The organism is Lacipirellula limnantheis, from assembly GCF_007746075.1.
GTDB classification, from domain to species: Bacteria; Planctomycetota; Planctomycetia; order Pirellulales; family Lacipirellulaceae; genus Lacipirellula; species Lacipirellula limnantheis.
In genome coordinates this window covers 6,372,032-6,392,577 of sequence record NZ_CP036339.1, presented here as the reverse complement: position 1 = coordinate 6,392,577, position 20,546 = coordinate 6,372,032, and the positions used below count along the sequence as shown (strand labels likewise).

The following is a 20,546-nucleotide window of genomic DNA, read 5'->3' as shown; positions in this document are numbered from 1 at the left end:
TGCTAGCTAGATGAGTTTAGTTGAAGGCGCACGAAAAAACCTCGAAGCACATGACTGTGCTCCGAGGCTTTATGTTGTCGTGACGACTGCGCGACCAGCGGTCGCGGCTTTGCTAGTCGAGGAAGCCCGACAATTCTTGGCTGCGGCTCGGTTGCTGCAGCTTGCGAACTGCCTTCGCTTCAATCTGACGGATACGTTCGCGGGTCACCTTGAAAATGTGGCCCACTTCTTCCAGCGTGTAGCTGTAACCGTCTCCCAAACCGTAGCGGAGCTTGATGATTTCGCGCTCGCGGTAGCTGAGGGTCTTGAGGACCTTCGTGATGCGCGAGCGGAGCATCTCTTGCGCGGCGCCAATCGCCGGGCTCTCGGCGCCTGAGTCAGGCAGCAAGTCGCCGAAGTGGCTGTCTTCGCTGTTGCCGACCGGACGGTCGAGGCTAATCGGGTACCGGCTCATCGCTAGCACGCGACGGGCTTCGTCGACCGAACAGCCGGCCGCCTTGGCCGTCTCTTCGATCGTTGGTTCGCGACCCAGACGCTGCAGCAGCGCCCGCGACACGTTTCGCACGCGGCTCATGGTTTCGACCATGTGAACCGGGATGCGAATCGTGCGGCTCTGATCGGCCACGGCGCGGGTGATCGCTTGGCGAATCCACCACGTCGCGTACGTGCAGAACTTGAAGCCGCGGCGGTACTCGAACTTATCGACCGCCCGCATCAGACCGGCGTTCCCCTCCTGAATCAGGTCGAGGAACGACAGGCCGCGATTGCGATACTTCTTGGCGATCGACACGACCAGCCGCAGATTGCCTTCCGACAGCCCGCGCTTGGCCCGTTGGTACTTCGAATAAACTTCCCGCAGGTAGGCGACGCGGTTGCGAAGGCTCCGCGGCGTCTCTTGCGTCACCCGTAGGATGTTGCGGTACTCGATGATCAACGGCTTCCGCTCCGAGGCGGGGCGGCGATCCTTCTTCATCTGATCGAGTTGAGCGCGCAACTCGTCGACTCGAGCGCTGAATTGCTCGAGCGTCGCGATGTGCGGCTCGATCCGCTGGGTCCGCAGGCCAAGTTCTTCGACCAGCATCACCGCGCGGCGTCGCCGCTTGGCCAGATTGTCCCAAGCTTGCTGGCGACGCGCCGGCTTCTCCGACTTGCTCGTGGCAATCCGGTAGTCCTCGGCATTGCGTTCCAGCAAGATGTCGAGAGTTTCCAGATTGTGCGGCAACCGGCCGAGAATTTGCTCTTTTTCCAGCCGATCGGTGACTGACACCTGCACTGTCCGATCGAACGGCAATTCGCCGCGATGAACGCGCTTCAGCACTTTATGGGCAGCGCGAATGACATAATCGCAAGCCAACAGCCGACGACGGAACGCCGTGCGAGTCGTTTCGATCCGGCGGGCGAGGTTAATTTCCTGCTGCCGCGTCAACAGCGGAATCTCGCCCATCTGGGTCAGATACATCCGCACCGGGTCGTCCGACCATGATTCGCCCTCGGGCATTTCGTCGTCGAATTCGAGGGAGCCGGCAGCCTCGTCTTTGACGTCGTCGGCCAAGTCAAGCGACATCTCGTCATCGTCGTCGATGTCGTCGTCGAGCCCCTTGGCATCGAGTTCGACGTCGCCGTCAACGGCTACAACGTCATCTTCCAGGTCATGTTCCATTAACGTGTCGTACAAGTTCAACACTCCTCAGCAAGCGTGGATCTTAGAGCCCCAACACGGCGTGGACTGACGCTGAACCGTTGCGAGCAAATCGAAGACGAGATCGCCTGAGCTGCCGGCGCGGGCGTGCTCCAAGACATCATCAAGTCATCAAGACACTGCTCGAACCTGGTGCGTTGCCACATCCCAAAATTAGGCGGCGTCAAAGCACTGAAACGGTTCACCGATTGCCGCCAAGCAAAGCGGCAAGTCGTCGCGTACAAGCGCCGGATGTTCCCCCAAGAGTTTGCGACAGAGACAACTAATCTTAACACCGATCGATCGTAAGTATTTGGCCGATCGTCATTTGGTAAGAGATTACACCTGCGGAGAGATCGCCGGACCGCGTTAGCTCTTTGCCGACGCATACGCCCTCCGCAACCGCCAGACTCTACCAATTGCTGCGGCGACACTTGCTGCAGCGACGACGCTCCGCCGATGGAGCCGCGCAATATCGCTGCCCGCAGGAACGACCAAACTACTCGCCCGCCCAGACGAACCTCAGTCATCGACGCGACGCCGATCACTACGCGTTCCTTCTGGACCAGATCCGCGAATCAACAATGACGCACCGCCAGCAGCCCGATCGAACGTTGGGATCAAATCCCAACGACGCCGGAGCGACTGTGAACGAAGGTTCGCTGCCCGTACCCAAGTAACGCGATCAATTGTCTGCCTTTAGGGCGTGGCCGCCGTCGGAACTCGCTCGGTAACATGACGTGTGGGGGGCACGTCAGAAATTCAGAACCGAAGCATTGCCGGGCTGTACCGCGGATTGGCTTTCGTGCGTCTGGCTTGATCTGCGTGAAAGGTGGGGAGGGAACCTAGCCGATTCCAGCCTTATAATTTTACCCGCCATAGAATCGGAGTCTAGCAAAAAACCAGGATTACCGGCCCAGCCGCGCCCCCGGCGCAGCGCATCACGATCCGGCGTGCGCAAATCAGGGCGTCATTGGACGCTCTGGGGCTGTAACCGCGACGCGTTGCGGTAAACGGCCCGCGAGTTGCGATTCTGCGGAGCTTCGCAGACCGCATTTGCCGCTCCTTTGCCGGTCAACGGGCGACCAACGGCGAGCTTCAGAAAGTGGACACCTTTGAGGCGGTCCGAAGCCCTTCACCTAGGCGGCGTCTGCGGCCAAGCTCTCTCGAAGGGCGTGGCCCTCCGTCTGGCGGGGCACATTATTCCCCAGGTCGAGGCGGCTACTTCAGCAAATCGACGCGCGACGCCTCATCGAGATCGACCCAGCTGTTGCTTAGCCGGCTCCGCTGGGCGACGCGGCGGACGGCGAGCGACTCTTTCTCGATCACGACCAGCAGTTCTTTCAACAGCGACGACGCCTGAGCGATGTAGACCCCTCGCGTCTCCGCCAGCTGCCATTTCTTCCAGCGGTCGAGCCCGGCATGCTCGCCAAGAATCCAGACCAGGCGCGGATCGTCCTTCGACACTTTTGCCATTCCGCGGCAAGCCCCGCAGACGCCCTCGCTGAGCACGGCCTTGCTGACCCGCTGCCGGCATCGCTGGCACACGACGAACTCTCCGCGCAACGTCGGCAAACCCGACACCGGGCAAATCTCAGTGAACTCGGGCAATACCCGCAGCCCCGTGACTCCGCACGAGACAAGCTCTTGCCGCAGCACGCGCCGTCCCGATTTCTGGCAAACGGCAATTTCCGTCGCCGGCTCGATCCGCCCGTCGTCGGTAGCAGCGAGTTCGAACGCCGCGATCCCTGAGTCCTTGCCGACATACGGCTCTGCCTTCAACAGGGAGGCCCAACTGCTAAATGGATGATCAACAGCGGCGGCGCCGATCGTGAATCGCAGTCGCCCCTCGGCGTGCCGCACCCATACCACCGTGACGGCTAACGGCTCGATGGTTGCCGCTGTGGGGTCGCGATTCGTCGATTGTTTCGCCGCAATGCGACGCCCGGCGGCGATCAGCGATCGCAAGGCGCCGTCGTCAAGCCGAGGCGGATGTTTCAAGATCGGCTGCAACTCGTCGAGGCCAAGCTGCGGCGCCAGTTCGTCGCTCACCGACGAACCGTCCGGCGCTACAAAGATATGCCGGACCTCGGATTCGCTATCGGCGGCGAACGTCAGCCGCAAAAAGGGATGGTCAGTCAACTGGCACCCTGCCAAGTGGACTTGGCCACCCTCGACAATGTACGCGGCGAATAGCGTTGCCGTCACGTCGTTGACCGCCATCGGCTGCCGCAGCGGGCGAGCATGGACGGCGGCAGTCGTCTTGGACAACTGCTCACGCAGCCAGTGGCCGAAGCGGCCATCCCACGCGAGCGGCTCTTGCTGCGGCGTCGGTTGGGCCACGGTCGCTAAGTAAAGCCGTGACGTTCCGTCGAAAGTCGCCCGTTCGCGTTCGGGTAAGTCGATGATTAATTCGCCATCCGCTGATTGGAACGGAATCTCCAACTCCGCTAGCGCCCACTCGACAAACCGCGCAGCCGGCTCCCGATGAACCGATTCCGGCACGACAGGCGACGACGTTGGCGAAGCGGACGAATTCACTGCTTGGCAAATCGATTGGGGAACTCACGACGAAGGAAGAATTTCAAACCGCCAAGGGAATACTTGTAATTGAACCACGACGACACAACGGGCACGACGGGAGAAAATTCACGAAGTAGCTGATCAATATTCTCGCTATCGTTTCTTCATCGTCGTGTTCGTCGTGCCGTTGTGGTGCAACCCTACCCGCATTTCCTTGGCGCACCTTGGCGGTTCAATTCTTCTTCTCTTCGCCTTTCTTCGTTCCGTCGCCCTCTGGCGGTAAAGAAATTCAGCCTGGGCCGACATTACCGCCGCCGCAGGATGTAAACGACATCCTCGGTAGAACCGTCAATTTCGATCGGTTCGTCAATCTCGTAGCCAAAATCGTACGTTTCGAGCAGTTCGAACTCAGCGACTTCCCCCAGGAGGGACTCCATTTGGGCCGCCGTGTACATCCGAAAGCTCGATTCGTCGTTGATGCGGAATTGCCGCGTCGGCGTGTAGACGTCGAAGCTCATGCCGACGCGCTCCTGGCGACGGCGGCGGTTGCGCTCGATCACCCACAGCCGCGACAGGACCGAGAGGTGCCCGCGGCGGGCGGCCCAGCTTTCGGTTTCGAGCGGTTCGCCTTTGGTCGGCGTCAGGTGGAGGCCCAGCGCGTAGATGCCATCCTTGCGCAGCGACTGGGCGACGCACTTCAAGTGCGCGAGGGCTTGCTCTTCGCTCCCCAAATGGCGAAAGCTGTTGATCGTGTTGAACGCCGCGTCGACCGGGCGCTTCAGCTTGAATTCGCACATGTCGCCGACGAAGGCGGTCGGCTTCAGCCCATGCTTCTCTAGCCGCGCGTTGCAGAAGTCGACGGCCTTCTCATTCAGATCAAGCCCGGCGACGTCGTACCCTGCCTGCGCGATGCGAAACATCAAACGCCCAGTGCCGCACGCCGGCTCGAACAGCCGCTTCACTTTGCCGCGGACGTGCTTAGCGAAGCAGGCCTCAAGAAAGTCGACCTCCGCTTTCCAGTCGGAGCCGTAGACGAGGTCGTAGTACTTGGGGAAATCGTAGAGATTGGCGTTGATCGTTTCGAGCATCTGCTATCCGTGTCGTTAAGTCGTAAAGGCAACCGCCAAGGACGCCAAGAGCGCCAAGGAATACAAGAGAATTGAACCACGACGACACGACGGGCACGACGAGGGAAAATTCACGACAACATTTGTAAATACTCTCTCTCGTTTCTTCTTCGTTGTGTTCGCTGTGTCGTCGTGGTTCAATCTTCCGCGCCTTTCCTTGGCGTGCCTTGGCGTCCTTGGCGGTTCAGTCTTCTTTTTTCTATTTCTTACCAAACCAACCTTTGTCAGTTTCATCCGCGTGGCGGTTGGTGGATAGTTTCTTGAGGATCTCCGCCTTCAGCTGTTCGAGCACCGATTGCTTGTCGGTGTTTTCCAGAATCTGCGTCACCACTGCCTTTGGCGATTGATCGCCCCAACTCGCGCCATGCTGGAAATAGAACCGCGCCGCCTGGCCGACGATGAACGACCCGAACCCCGCCGCGGCGCCCTGCGGCACGGCGGTGAGCACGGTGCCAAAGCCGACGGTGAGCGTTTTGAACGCGGAGGAGGCCCAGCTGACGCCTGCTTCGAGCAGCGTCACCAGCCCCGCCGACTTGCCGATCGACATCGCCAGCGATTGGGCGTTGTTCGTCGTGATCGAGATGCCGTAAATCCGTCCGAGCGTCACCACCATCGCCGCGTCGACGGCGACGCCGCCGAGGACGTCGACGATGCCGACGGGGTTGAGCGACACCGCCAGCGCCTTCGTTACGGCGAAGCTCCAGATCGTCCGTGCCGCTTCCTCTTCGCGAAATCGGACCCGCAGCGCCGTCATCCGGTCGCTCTTGTCGGCGGCGAAGATCGCGGCGTTAAGCGCGATGAGCGCCTTGCCGTCGGCCGCCAGCAACTCGATGATCCGCGCCTTCACCTCTTCGACTTGGGGGAGTTGCTTCCGCCATTCGCTCCGCGTGCTGCCGTCGGCGGCCTCGATGACGTATTCGACTTCGCGCGGATCGGCCTGAGCCAATACGATGTTTTCGGGACGAATGATTCCCGCGTATCGTGGCCCATTCAGCACGGTGAGCAGATCGTTGAGTTGATCGGGCCGATAGAGATCAGTCTTGTTGAGCACGAGGATGAGCGGCTTGTTGCTCGCCGCCAACTCGACGAGCGCCCGATACTCGGTGTCGTTCAAATCGGAATCGGCGACGAACAGCACGAGGTCGACGCGCGCCGCCGCGTCGCGTGCCATCTCGCCCCGCTTGGCGCCATCGACTTCATTCAGCCCTGGCGTGTCGACCAGCACCACCTGCGAGTCGGCGAACCCCGGCACGCAGTATCCGGCTGTTTCCCACGGCACATGCCAGACGTCTTTCGTCCACCCGCCGCGAACATTCACGGCCGCCCGCTGCTCGCCGCAGAGGGCGTTGATGAGCGCACTCTTGCCGGTGCTGATCTCCCCGAAGACGGCGATGTCGACGCGGCCCGACTGCAGTTTCTCCGCCATACGACCGAGTTGGCTCATGTCGTCGGCGAGCTCGCGCAGCTCGGCTTCGTTGCAGCCCTTGAAGTGCCCAATCGCCGATTCCAGCGCGCGCATCGACGCCTGATAGTCAGCGTCTGGCGGGACGGCGGTCGGCGATGGCGGGGCGTTGCTCATGGCTTTCAAATGCTAACGACAATGACGCGACGTGACAAAAGCGGTTGGTAGTTCCGGCAGGAATCGCTTCTACCCTCTTAGTCGGATCGACAGAATTGTTGGAGTAAAATGAAAGCCCAGATCAGATTGAGCTCGACGAGCGATCCTTGGAAATCATACAGCGGCATTGGTCGCCGTCTTCCAAGGCGGTAGTTCCACAAGTCTTCTCTCTTAAATGTGCCCAAGCGAGTTCGCTCCTGATTGTAAAATCGATACTCGAAATTTAGGCAATTTTTTCCCCGCACGAACTCGGCCGTTACGAGACGGAGCTTATCCGAGATGCGCCGCCAGATGTACTGCTCGCCCCCTTTGCAGAATCCGACGTAAGGGATCTCGAACTGCGGCCGCCCATTGAGGCGTAGCTCAGTGCGAGAGCTCGGGTATTGGAGGCTGCACTCATCGCCGTCAAGCCAGGTCCAAACAAGGGATTTCGTCATGCCTAGGAATGGCGCTTGGATAGAAGCCGTCACGATTCGGTCGCCGTAAAGCAAATGGCACAATGGCCCCGGCGCTAGTACTCGACTCACATAGACCAGCCCCACCGCAGGCGGCGCCTGAATATCGACGGATTGATCCATAGATGAATGCCGGCCAAACTTAGTCGGCAGGTGTTTCTGGTTCAGTTCGTGAAAGTTGTTCGCGGCCCAGCGAGATCAGCCGTCGCAGCGACTCAGGCCGCGTCAGAAGTTTCCACTCGCTGCGGGCGACCTCGGCCAAACCTCCTGGCGGCGGCTGCATTTCATTCTGCAGGTATTTCACGAAGACGTTCCCAACCCAGCGGGTGACGAGCGCCTGTACCAGGCCCTGCAGCAACCCGCCGGCCACTGTGCCGACGCCCGGCACCGTCTTGAGCAGCGAGGCGATCATCGTCCCCGCCACCGGCGCCGCGGCCGTGGCGCCGACCATGGCGAGCAGGTTCTTCGACAGCTGCGCCAAAATCTTCACCGCCATGTCGGCGTCGAGCGGCTGCTTGTAGACCCGCGCCAGGTCGAGCACCATCTTTAGCGTGATTGCCGTCGACCCGGCGATGTCGAGCAGCGGCAGCGGGTTAATCCCCGCCGCGCCGCCGGCGGCCCACATGTAGCGGTTGATGATCTGATCGGCCCGCTCGTCAAGATGCTTGCGCACCTGTTCCTTGGCCTCGTCGACCAGCCCGCGCGATTGCAGCAGCAGGTTTGCGAGCAGTAAATCGGGCCCGTCACGCTTGACGACTTCGAGCATTCGTCGCGCGAGTGGCCGTACATCGGGGGGCGTCTCGATGAAGTCGCGCTCCTCGCGGCCGTCGCTGAGCACGCGTACTCGGGGGCGTTCGCCAACGCCGGCCTGTACCGCCACCACGTCCGCCGCTTCGATCGACGGCAGCTGCTCGGCGATCTGACCCACCAGCTCCGCTTCTTGTCGCTTGTCGTACCAATCGATCTTATTGAGGCAGACGAGCACCCGCTTCTCCATCTCGCGGAGCGTCTCGACGAGTTCGACTTCGTACGATTTGAGCGGCCCGTCGACCACCAAAAGCACGAGGTCGGCATGCTCCGCCGATGCCGCTGCGATCGCCGCCCGGCTTTCGCCGCGGACTTCGGCCAGCCCCGGCGTGTCGACCAGAATCACCCGGTCGGCGCCCGGCCACGGCACTTCGCAGCGAGCCATCGTCGTGCCGCCGACGACGTTCGACGAAAAAATGTCGCGTCCCGCGAGCGCGTTGAGCAACGTCGATTTGCCGCTGCTGATCGTGCCAAAGGCGACAATTTCCAGTCGTTCCTTTGATTGCTTCTCCTGCAGCGCAAGCAGCTGTCGCTTCAATTCTTCGCGCAACGCTTCCGAGGCTATTTCATCGTCGACTAGTTCATGGCTATGCGCGAGGTTGTCTGCCAACTCCGAACGCCGCTGGCCCGCCGACAGCTCGCTCGGATTGGCCAGGCGCTGCGCACGCCGCTGTCGCTTCGCGCGCGAGTTTTTCCAAACGCGATAGAAGAAGTAGGCCGACGCACCGCCGAGGATGAGCGTCCCAGCGGCGACGGCGGCGAGGTACGCGAAGCCGAGCCACGGATGCCGCTCGGCAATCTGCTCATAACCGGCGACCAGATCAGGAACCCACGCCACGAGCGCATAGCCGAGCACCGCCGCATAGAGCAGCAACAGCAAGCCAAGATTGCGCGGTCGCCAATTCATCAGTTAGAAAGTATACGTCAAGCGTTCGAGCCATATAGCCCGGCTATCCTGGCCGGAAGCGAGATGAGGCCCTCTGCCAGGATGGCCGGACTTTGTGTTGCGTTGCGTCTTCGCCGCTCGGCTCGCTATCTTGTCATTCGCCCCGTGACCTCCGTGATTGGAGCGACTCGCCATGAAAGCCGCCTACATCAACCAGACCGGTCCCGCCGAGAACATTATCGTCGGCCAGCTGCCTGATCCGACCCCGACCGGCAGCCAGGTGCTCGTCCGCATGCGCGCCGCGAGCGTCAACCCGATCGACACCTACGTCCGCAGCGGGTTGGCCGCGCCGCCGAACATGCCGTTGCCGTTCATCATCGGCAGCGATCTGGCCGGCGTCATCGCCGCGGTCGGCCCTCAAGCCAAAAAATTAAAGGCGGGCGATCGCGTCTGGGGCGCGAACCAGGGAATCCTGGGCCGGCAAGGAACCTTTTCCGAACTTGCAGCAATCGACGAGTCGTGGCTCTACGCCATGCCGGAACATGTGAGCGACGAGCAAGCCGCGGCGCTTGCCCTGGTCGGCATTACGTCGCACGTTGGTTTGGTGGAGCATGCCCACCTGCAGCCGGGCGAGACGGTCCTCGTCAACGGCGGCAGCGGCGGCGTCGGGTCGACCGTCATCCAAATGGCCCGCGCCATCGGCGCGACGGTGATCGCGACCACCAGCGGCCCTGAAAAGATGGAGTATTGCCGCACGCTCGGCGCGAACCATGTGCTCGACTACCGTCACGACGACGTGCCGAAACGCGTCGCCGAGCTGACCGGCGGCGTCGACGTCTGGTGGGAAACGTCATGGATGCCGAACTTCGACGCGATTTTCGCCTCGATGAAACACCGCGGCCGCGTGATCCTCATCGCTGGCCGTACATCACGCGTCGAATTCCCCGTCGGCGCTTTCTACACGAAGTGCCTGAGTCTCCACGGCTTCGCCATGTTCCTGACCCCCGTCGAAGTGCAACGGCAGGCGGCCGAGCAAATCGGCAAGTGGCTCGACGCGGGCAAGCTACACGCGAAGATTGATCGCGTCGCATCGCTCGACGACGCTGCGGAGTTGCACCGGCTACAAGAAGCGAGCGACAGCGGAGCGATTCGCGGGAAGTTGGTCGTGAAAATCTGATTTCAGCCCCTGGCTCCGCCAGGGGGTCGGTCGCCATCCCGGCACGCCGTGTCCCATGTAATGCTACTCCCCGGCGGAGCCGGGGGCTGAAGCCGTTACACCAGCCCCCACCGCTTCCTTAGAAACCATTCGGTCGACAGTAGCCCCGCGAACGTCAGCAACATGGGCCAGCTGTCCCACAGCGTGATCGTCTCCACAAGCTCCTCCTCAAACTCGTCGGCGCGAGACTTCAACTTTTCCAGCAAGTCCGGCAATTCCTCCGGAGCTAGCCAGGCCCCGCCCGCTTCGGCGGTCTCCTGAGCCAGTGACTTGAGCAGCATTGGTTCGGCCGCCGGTTGGTCGAGTTCTACGTCTTGGTCTGAAATGCTGAACCGCGCCGCCGCCGTTCCCACCGTCTCCCCCTTGTCGCGAGCCGAGACGATGATGCGATAATCACCCGGCTTCTCAGTGGCGCTAAAGGTTCCGGTGGCGACGCTGCCGCCGCGCGTGACGCGCACAGCTTCGCTCGTTCCGTCAGGCTTTTCGACCTGCACGGCGAAGTCGGCGCCTTCGAGTGCGCCACCCTCCGTATCTTCGGCGCCGAGTTTGAAATCGACGCGGCTCCCTTGCTGGAACCGCCGCTGGTCCAGGCGCACCCATACCTGTTCGCCCGCCGTCTCGTCCTTTTTCGCGAGCCACAACACCAGCTGCCGCCAGAAGCGGCGATGAACCTCGCTGAATCCTTCCATCTGCCAGTGCCAGGTTGAATCGACCGCGAGCGCCGCCGACCGCCCGTCGCCGTACGGCGAGACAATGAGCAAGGGCGAACGCGCACTGTCGTTGCCTTCAGCGATTGCCTGGGAGATGCTTTTCATCCGCACTCGTTCGAGCTTGTTAGCGCCATCGAGCGCCGGTAACTCCTCCCAGATTGCCATTTTGGCCGCGAGCGTTCCTTCCTTCATGCGCAGAATCGGATGGACCTCGGTCTTGCTGATCGGAATCGGCAGCATCTTAATTGGCCCGGGCACATGGACGTCCTTGCGCGGAGCCTCGCCGAAGGCTTGTCGTTCGGTCCGGCTCATTTCGATCGGCAGCACGTCTTGCAACGGCGAGTTGGCAAACCCGCCCGGTCCGAAACTATGGAAGCCGCCGAGCATCGCCAGGCCGGCTCCGCGCTCGACCATTTTAGCCATCTCGCTCCACGAACGAGCGCTGAGGCCGGTGACGTCGACGTCGCCCAGCAGAATCACGTCATACTGCTCATCCTGCAACTGATCACGGAGATCGAGCTCGTTCGGGTTGTACTTGATCGCTTGGTAATCGACGTGCATGTCGGGATTCGCGGCGAGCGCCGATCTCACGAAGCGAGGCTCGATTCCTGGCAAACCGCCGATTCGCCCGGCGCCGGCAAGGTAGAGAACTTTTATGCCCCCTTTCAGCACCGTCACGAACGTACTTTGCAAGTTATTCGACGTGATCAATTCCCCATCACGCGACGTCACCTGCAGCGTCACCTTGTACTCGCCCGGCGCCTTCGGGGTGTAGTTAAGCCGCACGGGATAGCGGGTCTTTCCCGGCTCGATCCGAATCTCTTGAGCGTCGACCGCTTCTTGCTCGCCGTCGGCGTTCTCCCATAGCAGTTGAACGTTGACCTTCTGGTTCTTGTACCCGGCCGCGGTGACGACGCCCTCCACGGTCGTCGGCGTTTCGGCGAACACCGCATCGCTGGCCAGCATATCGCTGAGCCGCAAGTCGTTCTGTTCGCCAAGCGAAGGCTGACCGAACGCCAGCGTGTAGAGCGGAATCCCGTCGCCCGCCAACTGCCGAACCGCTGTTTGCGGCGGCATGTCGCGCGGAGCGAACGCCCGCTGAGCGCCGTCGCTCAACAAGATTACCGCGACGATTCGCTGCTGCGCCTCGCGGGCGAGGATATCTTCAATTGCCGAGCCAATTGCCGTCTGCTGTCCTGTCGGTTCGGCGGGTAGATCAAATTTCCCTTCGGCGAACTTCAGCGGCTCGGTGTCGCGACTGAACCCGTAAGCTCGCACATCCCACGCCTTGGCGAGATCCGCAAACTCGGCGGCGGAATCATCAAGCGCCTCGCGCATTGCCGCGTATCGTGGCTTGTTTCCGGTCGCGTCGCCCACAGTCATGCTCCGTGATAGGTCGGGCAGCACGATGAGCGTCCCCGGCAGTTTCCGCGTGGTGCGCGTCTCGAGCGCTGGCCGAAGCATGACCAGCAGCAGGAGCACGAGCGTGAGCAGCCGCAGCGACGTCAGCGTCGCCCTGCGCTGTAGCGATTGCTTTCGCTGCGAAGGGCCAATCGCCAGGAGAGGCGCAAGCGCCAGCGCCGCGGCCATCACCAGCCACCAACCGCCAACAGGATCGAAGCTCCAGCCAGTCATTTCAGATAAATACTAAACCGCCAAGGACCCCGATGGGGCAAGTCAGTTGTCCGTTGTCCGTGGTCAGTTGCTGCTGTCGCCTGGAGCGAGCTGTCATCGAGAGCAACTGACCACGGACCACTGACAACGGACAAAACGCCCCTTGGCGGTTCAATCTTTTCCCTTCTCTTCACGATAGAACCGATTCGCCAGCAGATGCTCCGCCCCCCAAATGACGGCTACGAGGCCGATCATCCAAGGAAACAATTCGCGGCCCGAGCGCCCTACGTCGACGTATTGCTCCACGGCTTCGAGGTTTTCTGCGAGCCGCACGCGATCTTTCGGCAAGGCGCCCGTTAGCTTCTCGGGATCAAATCGCGTCAAGTCGCTGATCGTCCCGCTGGCGTTGACGCTGAATCCACGATCGAGCCGCTGCGACTGACCGCCGGCAGTGAGGCGATAGTTTCCCAGTTCATCGGTGATGCTCACCGCTAGTTCGTCGTCTCCCGACGTGGCCACGCGCGAACCGGCTTGGCCGTCAGGCAGATGCAACACGTAGCTCGCCACCTGCTGTTGCGGCGACAGCTGCACGCGTGCGACCTCTCCCGCCAAGTAATCGAGCCGCTCATCGCCGTCTTGCGCGAGATAGCCGATCAGCTGATCGACGAGGGCCACGAAAGGCCACGGCTGCGCCGGCAAGGTGTTCCACGGCTCGCGACCTTCCGGTTCCAGCGGATCGGAGAATGGAGTCGTCGAGACCAGGACTCGACCCTTGCCGGCCGGGCGTTCGATAAACGCCGGTTTGTCATTGGCGTAGCCGGCGATGACGTACGTGTCGCTATCGTTCGACTTGTCGAAGGTCCAGTACTGGAAGACGCGGCAAATCTGCCACGGCAACTCCTCCGCGTAATTGCGCAACCCGGCAAGGGCGGGGTGGTCGAGCCTTCGCGGCCGCAGATACGTCTCGGCCCGCGATACTCGTTTCAGCTTTCCCGGCAGCAGTCGCTGCGCCGGCTCGCTGTTGAATGACTCCAGTTCTCCCGCCGCGTGATGGCCCAAGAAAATACCGACTCCACCGCCGCCCGCGGCAAAGTCCCACAGCGAGTTCCAAGCTTCAGCGGGCAAGGGGCCGGGGTCGAGCAGTGCAACCGCGCTGAATTCCTCAAGCTTGGCTTTTTCCAAATCGGCGAATGTCTTCACGGTGACGTCAAAGCGGCTAGCGTCGCCCAGCGAGGCGCCAAGCGCTTTTTCCACAAACAGCGCATCGGCCGGCTGCGTTGCCAATAACAAGACCTTTGCGGGCGGACGCACTTCGACCGTAAAGTAACGGGTGTTGTCGACAATGAGCGGGTCGGTCGCGGCCAAGTTGACCGAGCCTTGGTGCGTCCCCAGGGGCAAATTGGGGATTTCAAACACGACGCGCCCTTGCCCTTGCGGATCGAAGGCAGCAATCGCCTCGCTCCGCTTTTGCAGCTTCCCCTCTTCATTCCGCAGCGAGAGTTCCACCAGCGGCGATTCGCTCTGCAGATTGCTTCGAATCTCTGCTTCTAAATGAAGCGGCTCGCCAGGGCGCAGCACGCTACGACGCACCTGCAACTCGCCGAGTGAGGAGTTCTTCGGATCGGCAACGCCGACGTCGACGATGTAAATTCGCACGTCAGGGGCGGCCGACAGAGCGTTGTTGATCTCCTTCAGTCCTTCGTCGTTCCAAGCCCCTTGCGATAGATCGGTAAAGACGAACACCTCCTGGCGACGATCTTCTTGCTCCGCGGCCAGCTTGATCGACTCCAAGACGCCGTCGACGAGTGGCCTGGCTTCGGCGGTCGGCCGCAGATTCTGTAGCCGTGACGTCGCCGCGCTCAGATCGGGGGCATATCCATGAGCCGCGCGACCCAAGTCGCACACCGCGACGGTCGCATCCTCGGGAAGCTTCTCGACCAACTCGAGCGCCGTCTTCTTCGCCTTCTCAAGTCGCGACTCGTTCGCTTGCACGTATTCCATCCGCAGCGAGTTGTCGATGACCAGATTGACCGCCAGCGGCGCTCCGTCTTTGCCGTGCAGGCCCGTGCCTTTGAACGTCGGCCGCGCCAAAGCGATGGCTAGCCCGGCGATGAGCAGGCAGCGCAGCGCGAGCAGCAGCCAATGGCGCAACTTCATCTTGCGCCGATTCGAATCTCGCCGCTGCTTCACAAACCGCAGCGCCGGAAACGTCAACTCCCGCGGCTGCTGCCGCATTACCAGATGCAGCACCACCGGGATCGCGATTAGTGCGATGCCTCCTAGCAGCAGTGGCGTTAAGAAACCCATAGAAAAACACTAAACCGCCAAGGACGCCAAGGACGCCAAGGGAAGACCAAATTCAAGTATAGGAACCGCCGATGAACGCAGATGAACGCCAATGGAATGAATCAAGCAATTCAGCCCATTCTTCAATCAGCGTTTATCAGCGTTCATCAGCGGTTCCTATTCTTCCTTGACGTCCTTGGCGTCCTTAGCGGTTCAATCCCCTTTTTGCCGAATGACCAATGTCCTTGGCGGTTCAAGTCTTTACCCCATATTCCGCCGACTCAACAAATACTCCATCAGCGCCTTGTCGAACGGCATCCCTGTGTGGAGCGGCAAGTAGTCGATCCGACTCTTCGCGCACTCCCGTTTGTAAGTCTCGCGAAACTCGCCGATCGCCTTCAAGTAATCCTTCCGGAACCCGTCGGCGTCGACTTCGATCCGCTCCTGCGTCTCCGGATCGCGTAGCTCGACGAGCCCGTCGAACGGGAAATCGACTTCCGCTTGGTCGAGCACGTGGAACACGATCACCTCGTGCCCTCCATGCTTGAGCCGCCGCATTGCCGCGAGGACTGGCTCGGGGTCGACGAGCAGATCGCTGAAAATCATCACCAGACTGCTATGCCGCAGCATTGCCGCGAGTTGAATGAGGCTGGTGGCGATGTCGGTCTTCGCCCGCGGCTTGAGACGGGCGAGGTGCGACAACACGTTACCGATCTGCTGCCGCTTCGACTTCGGCGGCAACACGTCGATGATCTTCTCGCCGAACGTCACGAGCCCGACCGGATCTTGCTGGTGGACCATCAGGTAGCACAGCGCAGCCGCCAAGCACGTTGAATACTCGAACTTCGAGAGCTCGTTCTGATACCGATAGGCCATTGAACCGCTCAGGTCCATCGCCAGGTAGCCGGTGATGTTCGTCTCGGCTTCAAATTTCTTAACGTAGTACTTGTCGGTCTTCGCGTAGACGAGCCAGTCGATGTCCTGGGGATTGTCGCCATGCGAATACTTGCGATGCTCGCTGAACTCGACCGAGAAGCCGTGGAAGGGACTGGCGTGGAGGCCCTGCATGAAGCCTTTGACGATGAACTGGGCGCGCAAGTCGAGCCGCGAGATCTGGCGGATCACTTCCGGCTTCAGATACTTTTCAACGGCGGCCATGGGGCAGTCTACGGAAGAATGGGACGCGGATGAACCCGGATTAAACGGATTTACGCGGATGAGACGCTACCAAAACTTCCACCACGGTCGCTGCATAGTTGGTGCGCTGCAAAGTCCGTGAAGGATTTTTTGAGTCAATTCCTTTTCGTCTCCAAGACCAATGATGTGACGAGTTCGCAGGCCGTTCACGAAAACAATCAGACAAGGGATCGAAACGACATTCAAACTCTTACACCAATCGATGTTCTCTGGCCGATCGACGTCAGCGGCATAAAAGCTAACCCAACCTTTCAGCCTGGGCGCGATCAACTGAATGTTCTTGTCCATATCACGATCGACGCGATCCCATTCAGCCCAGAAATGGATGGCGAGCGGTTCTCCTCCTTCAACCAGGTTAGGAAAACTTGCGGCGGTGACCTCCGGAGACATTGGCTTCCATCGTGTATCAGCAGATTGGTTCTGATCCGTGTCCATCCGCCAAATCCGCGATCATCCGCGTCCCATTCTTCTGCCCTAAGTTCCATACTTCGGGATTTCAGGTGTTGGGATTTCCTTAAGCAACTTCGCTATGACGTCCTCGTTCGTCACGCCTTCCGCTTGCGCCTGAAAGTTCGTGCTCACGCGATGCCGTAGTACCGGCACAGCCACCTTCTGGATGTCTTCAACCGCCACGGCAAACCGCCCATCCATCGCCGCCAGCGCCTTGCCGCCATAGATGAGAAACTGGCCAGCGCGAGGGCCAGCGCCCCAGTCGACCCACTCGCGCACAAACTTCGGCGCCTTCTCATCCTTCGGCCGCGTCGCTCGTACGAGCGTCGCCACATACTTGATGATGTACTCGCTCACCGCCACCGACCCGACCAGCTTCTGCAGGTTAAGGATCGCGCGTGAGGAGAGGATCTTTCGTACCTCGGGTTTATCCTGCCGAGTGGTCGACGTAAGAATCTGCTCTTCTTCGCTTGCGCTCGGGTAGCCGACCTTGATGTTGAACATGAACCGGTCGAGCTGCGCTTCCGGCAGCGGGTAGGTCCCTTCTTGCTCGATCGGGTTCTGCGTTGCAATGACGAAGAAGGGATCGGGAAGCGTGTAGGTGGTTTGGCCCACCGTCACTTCGCGCTCCTGCATCGCTTGCAGCAGCGCGGCTTGCGTTTTCGGCGGCGTCCGGTTGATCTCATCTGCCAGTAGAATGTTCGAAAAGACCGGCCCCTCGACGAATCGAAAGCTCCGCCTGCCATGTTCGTCTTCGTCCAGGACGTTCGTGCCGGTGATGTCGGAGGGCATGAGGTCGGGCGTAAACTGGATCCGCTTGAACCCGAGGTCAAGGATCCGCGCCAGCGTGCTCACCATCAGCGTCTTCGCCAACCCCGGCACGCCCTCGAGCAAGCAATGGCCGCGGGTAAAGATCGCCGCGAAGATCTGCTCGATGACGTCGTCCTGCCCGACGATCACCTTCTGCAGTTCCTGCTGCATGATGCCGCGATGCTGGCGAAACTCCTGCAGGATGTCCCCCAGGTTGCGAGTTGGTTGCGTCGTCGACAACGGTCTGGGCCTTTCAAACGAAGATAAATACTAAACCGCCAAGGACGCTAAGGACGCTAAGGGTAGAACAAGTTCAAATAATGGAACCGCCGATAAACGCAGATGAACGCCAATAAATTGAATCAAGAAAGAGACGCCCTCTTCCATCTGCGTTTATCCGCGTTCATCTGCGGTTCCAATTCGTCTTCTCTTTCTCGTTCCTTGGCGTCCTTGGCCGTTCAACTTTCTTGAAACCCTGCTAACCAATAATCAATCATGCCTCAGTCTATAGCTCCCCCAAACGAGGGACAATTCAACGCCCTGGCTTCCATCATATCCATGCGAGCATTGTTTACGCCGTCGAGGCATCCTAGGATGACCCTTAGTTCGGGCTTTCCACCTTGCCACTGGCCTCGCAAGACTCGCCCCGGTTCTTCGCGTGCTGCCGGCAACGCCTGACCTACGGAAGGAACCTCCGATGCGCCGTCGACAGCTTGTTCTGCTCCTTTTGGTCGCCAGCGTCGCTGCCGGCCCAATTCGCCGCTTAGCGGCCCAAGAGCCTTCGCTCACTGCCGAACAAGTCCGCACGTCGATTCGCCAAGGCGTCGACTACTTACTCAATGAACAGTCGGGTCGCGGCACTTGGGACGATATGACCGAATATCCGGGGGGCGTCACCGCGCTTTGCACGCTGGCGCTGCTCAACGCCGGCGTCGAGCCGAACCACCCCAAGATCCAGAAATCACTCGCCTTCCTCCGCACGCTCCAACCGGAAAAGACCTACACGGTCGCCCTGCAGACGATGGCTCTCTGCGAAGGCGAGCCTGTGCGCGACCTCGCCCTTATTCAGAAGAACGCACAATGGCTCTCCCGGGTTCAGATTACCCAAGGCCCCAGAAAAGGAAGCTGGTCGTACCCGCTGGGCGAAGGGGTTGGCGGCGACAATAGCAACTCGCAATTCGCCGTGCTGGCGCTGCACGAGGCGGAACGCGTCGGCGCCAAGGTCGATCCCGAGGTCTGGCAACTCGCCGCCGAATACTGGAAAGACTGCCAAAACCCCGACGGCTCGTGGGGCTACCAGCCCGAAAACATGCCCGGCTCCGGCAGCATGACCTGCGCCGGCATCGGCGCCTGGATCATCTGCTCCGGCAAGGTCGCCGCGGCGGCCGCCGAGGCGACCGGTAACGGCGTCCAGTGCTGTTTGCCGCCCGATAAAAACGACGTCCTCGAGCGAGCCCTGGTCTGGCTCGGCCGCAACTTCTCGGTGCGTCGCAACCCAGGTCAGCCCGGCGCCGCCACCCAGTGGCACTTTTATTACTTGTACGGGTTGGAACGAGTCGGCCGGCTTTCCGCTCGCCGCTTCATCGGCGATCACGACTGGTACCGCGCCGGCGCCGAGTACCTTATCAGCCGGCAGGACGCCTTCAGCCACGAATGGATTGGCGAAGGACACTCTGAAGACAATCCGCACGTCACCACGTCGCTTGCGCTGCTGTTTCTCTCCAAAGGCCGTCGCCCAGTCTTGATGGCCGAGGTCAAGCACGGGCCGGGCGAAGACTGGAATCGCCATCCCTGCGCCGTCGCGAATCTCACCGCATTCGTCGAGCGTGAGTGGGGACTCAATCTCACCTGGCAGATCATCGACCCGCAAGCGGCAACTGTTGAAGACCTCCTGCAAGCCCCGGTCCTCTTTGTCAGCGGTAGTCAGTCCCCGGAACTTGGCGGGCTTGAAGAGAAGTTCCGCGACTACATCGACCGCGGCGGATTCGTCTTCGCCGAAGCCTGCTGCGTCGATGGCAGCGGATTCAAGGACGGGATGAAGGCGTTCCTCGACAAGATTTTCCCCGAGGGAGAATACAAACTCCGCCTCGCTGGTCCCGAACACCCGATTTGGCGCATCGACCGCCTGGTGCGACCCGACTCTCCATATGTCGGCCGACTCTGGACGATTGAATATGGTTGCCGCACCTGCGTCGTTTTTTCGGAGGTCGATCTCTCCTGCTACTGGGAACTCTACGGCCATGGCCGAACTCAGGGCCTGCCCGAACAGGCGAAACTCCGCATGGAAGACGCCAACACGATCGGTCTGAACGTGCTGGCCTACGCGACCAACCGCGAGCCGAAGTCCAAAGAAGAATCATTCGTCGCCAGCGATATCCCTGACCTTGCCGACGGCGCCGATCGCGGCGTCATCCGCATTGCGAAGCTCCTGCACGGCGGCGGCTGCAACGATGCGCCAGGGGCGCTTGCCAACCTCCTGCGCACCGCATCGCAAGGGGAACTGAAGCTTTCCGTCAGCGGTCAGCCGTTCGAGATCCGCGCCAGTGATCCCGCGTTGCCTCGATTCCATCTCGCGTTCATGCACGGGCGGCACGACTTCCGCTTCACGCCGGAAGAACGCAAATCGCTCCGCGAGTTCCTGGAGCACGGCGGCTTGCTGTTCGCCGATTCGATCTGCGCCAGCAAGGAGTTCATCGATGCGTTCCGGCGCGAAATCCAGTTGGTCCTGCCCGACCATCAACTCGCCCGCATTCCGATCGACAACCCCCTCTTTACTGACGCCGCCGGGGGATTCAACATCCAGCAAGTCAGTCGCCGCGAGCCGGCCGCCGCGCAGGCCGGCCAACCGCTCCGCTCACGAGTCCAGAAAGTCCCCCCGGAATTGGAGGGCATCGAAATTGACGGCCGGCTCGTCGTCATCTTCTCGCCGTACGACATCAGTTGTGCGTTGGAGCAGCACGAAGCCCTCCAATGCCGCGGCTACACCCGCGAAGACGCCGCCCGCATCGCGCTGAACGTCCTGCTCTACTCGCTGAGCCCCGACGCGGGAGCGCCAACCACGGCAAAGTAGCGCACTAAGAAAGCAACCCTTCCTTACTGGTCGACTTGAATAAGCCGACAATCTTTTCACTGGCCACTCATCACGGACCAAGCAAAAAGCTGCCCGCCC

The 20,546-nt window shown here is 60.9% G+C and carries 13 protein-coding genes; 3 read left to right on the top strand and 10 right to left on the bottom strand.

The window, feature by feature from the left end:
• Positions 1-112: 112 nt before the first annotated feature.
• Positions 113-1,675, bottom strand: coding sequence for a sigma-70 family RNA polymerase sigma factor (locus tag I41_RS24970; protein WP_145435740.1), 1,563 nt, complete (start codon positions 1,673-1,675; stop codon positions 113-115).
• Between the two features lie 380 nt (positions 1,676-2,055).
• Between I41_RS24970 and I41_RS24965 the strand changes: the two genes are divergently transcribed.
• Entirely contained in the window at positions 2,056-2,358 is a 303-nt protein-coding gene (locus I41_RS24965) for a hypothetical protein (protein ID WP_145435739.1), read from the top strand.
• A 541-nt stretch (positions 2,359-2,899) separates the two neighbouring features.
• Here I41_RS24965 and I41_RS24960 read toward each other — a convergent pair.
• The 4 genes from I41_RS24960 to I41_RS24945 all read right to left on the bottom strand — a co-directional run bounded on the left by I41_RS24960 (position 2,900) and on the right by I41_RS24945 (position 9,115).
• Positions 2,900-4,219 (bottom strand): hypothetical protein, encoded by a 1,320-nt coding sequence (locus tag I41_RS24960; RefSeq protein ID WP_145435738.1) that lies wholly within the window; start codon positions 4,217-4,219, stop codon positions 2,900-2,902.
• A gap of 287 nt (positions 4,220-4,506) precedes the next feature.
• Positions 4,507-5,289: a class I SAM-dependent methyltransferase gene (locus I41_RS24955; RefSeq protein WP_145435737.1), complete on the bottom strand. Its 783-nt coding sequence runs from the start codon at positions 5,287-5,289 to the stop codon at positions 4,507-4,509.
• Between the two features lie 238 nt (positions 5,290-5,527).
• The gene (locus I41_RS24950; protein ID WP_145435736.1) at positions 5,528-6,907 is read right to left on the bottom strand and encodes a GTP-binding protein; all 1,380 of its coding nucleotides are present in this window, start codon (positions 6,905-6,907) and stop codon (positions 5,528-5,530) included.
• Positions 6,908-7,543: 636 nt separating this feature from the next.
• Positions 7,544-9,115 (bottom strand): YcjF family protein, encoded by a 1,572-nt coding sequence (locus I41_RS24945; protein ID WP_145435735.1) that lies wholly within the window; start codon positions 9,113-9,115, stop codon positions 7,544-7,546.
• Positions 9,116-9,287: 172 nt separating this feature from the next.
• Here I41_RS24945 and I41_RS24940 point away from each other — a divergent pair, with 172 nt between their 5' ends.
• Positions 9,288-10,271: an NADPH:quinone reductase gene (locus tag I41_RS24940; protein WP_145435734.1), complete on the top strand. Its 984-nt coding sequence runs from the start codon at positions 9,288-9,290 to the stop codon at positions 10,269-10,271.
• Positions 10,272-10,366: 95 nt separating this feature from the next.
• Here I41_RS24940 and I41_RS24935 read toward each other — a convergent pair whose 3' ends face one another.
• The 5 genes from I41_RS24935 to I41_RS24915 all read right to left on the bottom strand — a co-directional run bounded on the left by I41_RS24935 (position 10,367) and on the right by I41_RS24915 (position 17,581).
• A complete protein-coding gene (locus I41_RS24935) occupies positions 10,367-12,655 on the bottom strand; it encodes a glutamine amidotransferase (protein ID WP_145435733.1) in 2,289 nt (762 codons plus the stop codon).
• Between the two features lie 150 nt (positions 12,656-12,805).
• Positions 12,806-14,941: a BatA domain-containing protein gene (locus tag I41_RS24930; protein WP_145435732.1), complete on the bottom strand. Its 2,136-nt coding sequence runs from the start codon at positions 14,939-14,941 to the stop codon at positions 12,806-12,808.
• Between the two features lie 240 nt (positions 14,942-15,181).
• The gene (locus I41_RS24925) at positions 15,182-16,078 is read right to left on the bottom strand and encodes a DUF58 domain-containing protein (RefSeq protein WP_145435731.1); all 897 of its coding nucleotides are present in this window, start codon (positions 16,076-16,078) and stop codon (positions 15,182-15,184) included.
• A gap of 66 nt (positions 16,079-16,144) precedes the next feature.
• Positions 16,145-16,552 carry a thioredoxin family protein gene (locus I41_RS24920; RefSeq protein ID WP_145435730.1) on the bottom strand — a complete coding sequence of 136 codons (408 nt, stop codon included), beginning with the start codon at positions 16,550-16,552 and terminating at the stop codon, positions 16,145-16,147.
• Between the two features lie 39 nt (positions 16,553-16,591).
• Positions 16,592-17,581 (bottom strand): AAA family ATPase, encoded by a 990-nt coding sequence (locus I41_RS24915; RefSeq protein ID WP_210421253.1) that lies wholly within the window; start codon positions 17,579-17,581, stop codon positions 16,592-16,594.
• 493 nt (positions 17,582-18,074) lie between these two features.
• On the opposite strand from I41_RS24915, the gene I41_RS24910 reads away from it, so the two are divergent.
• Complete coding sequence (locus tag I41_RS24910) at positions 18,075-20,447, top strand: DUF4159 domain-containing protein (protein WP_145435729.1); 2,373 nt, start codon at positions 18,075-18,077, stop codon at positions 20,445-20,447.
• Positions 20,448-20,546 lie beyond the last annotated feature (99 nt).

Bases quoted from the DNA above. Each gene is read 5' to 3' on its own strand.
- I41_RS24925 (WP_145435731.1), bottom strand. From the start codon at position 16,078: ATGGCCGCCGTTGAAAAGTATCTGAAGCCGGAAGTGATCCGCCAGATC.
- I41_RS24920 (WP_145435730.1), bottom strand. From the start codon at position 16,552: ATGGACACGGATCAGAACCAATCTGCTGATACACGATGGAAGCCAATG.
- I41_RS24945 (WP_145435735.1), bottom strand. From the start codon at position 9,115: ATGAATTGGCGACCGCGCAATCTTGGCTTGCTGTTGCTGCTCTATGCG.
- I41_RS24940 (WP_145435734.1), top strand. From the start codon at position 9,288: ATGAAAGCCGCCTACATCAACCAGACCGGTCCCGCCGAGAACATTATC.
- I41_RS24910 (WP_145435729.1), top strand. From the start codon at position 18,075: ATGCGCCGTCGACAGCTTGTTCTGCTCCTTTTGGTCGCCAGCGTCGCT.
- I41_RS24950 (WP_145435736.1), bottom strand. From the start codon at position 6,907: ATGAGCAACGCCCCGCCATCGCCGACCGCCGTCCCGCCAGACGCTGAC.
- I41_RS24955 (WP_145435737.1), bottom strand. From the start codon at position 5,289: ATGCTCGAAACGATCAACGCCAATCTCTACGATTTCCCCAAGTACTAC.
- I41_RS24935 (WP_145435733.1), bottom strand. From the start codon at position 12,655: ATGACTGGCTGGAGCTTCGATCCTGTTGGCGGTTGGTGGCTGGTGATG.
- I41_RS24930 (WP_145435732.1), bottom strand. From the start codon at position 14,941: ATGGGTTTCTTAACGCCACTGCTGCTAGGAGGCATCGCACTAATCGCG.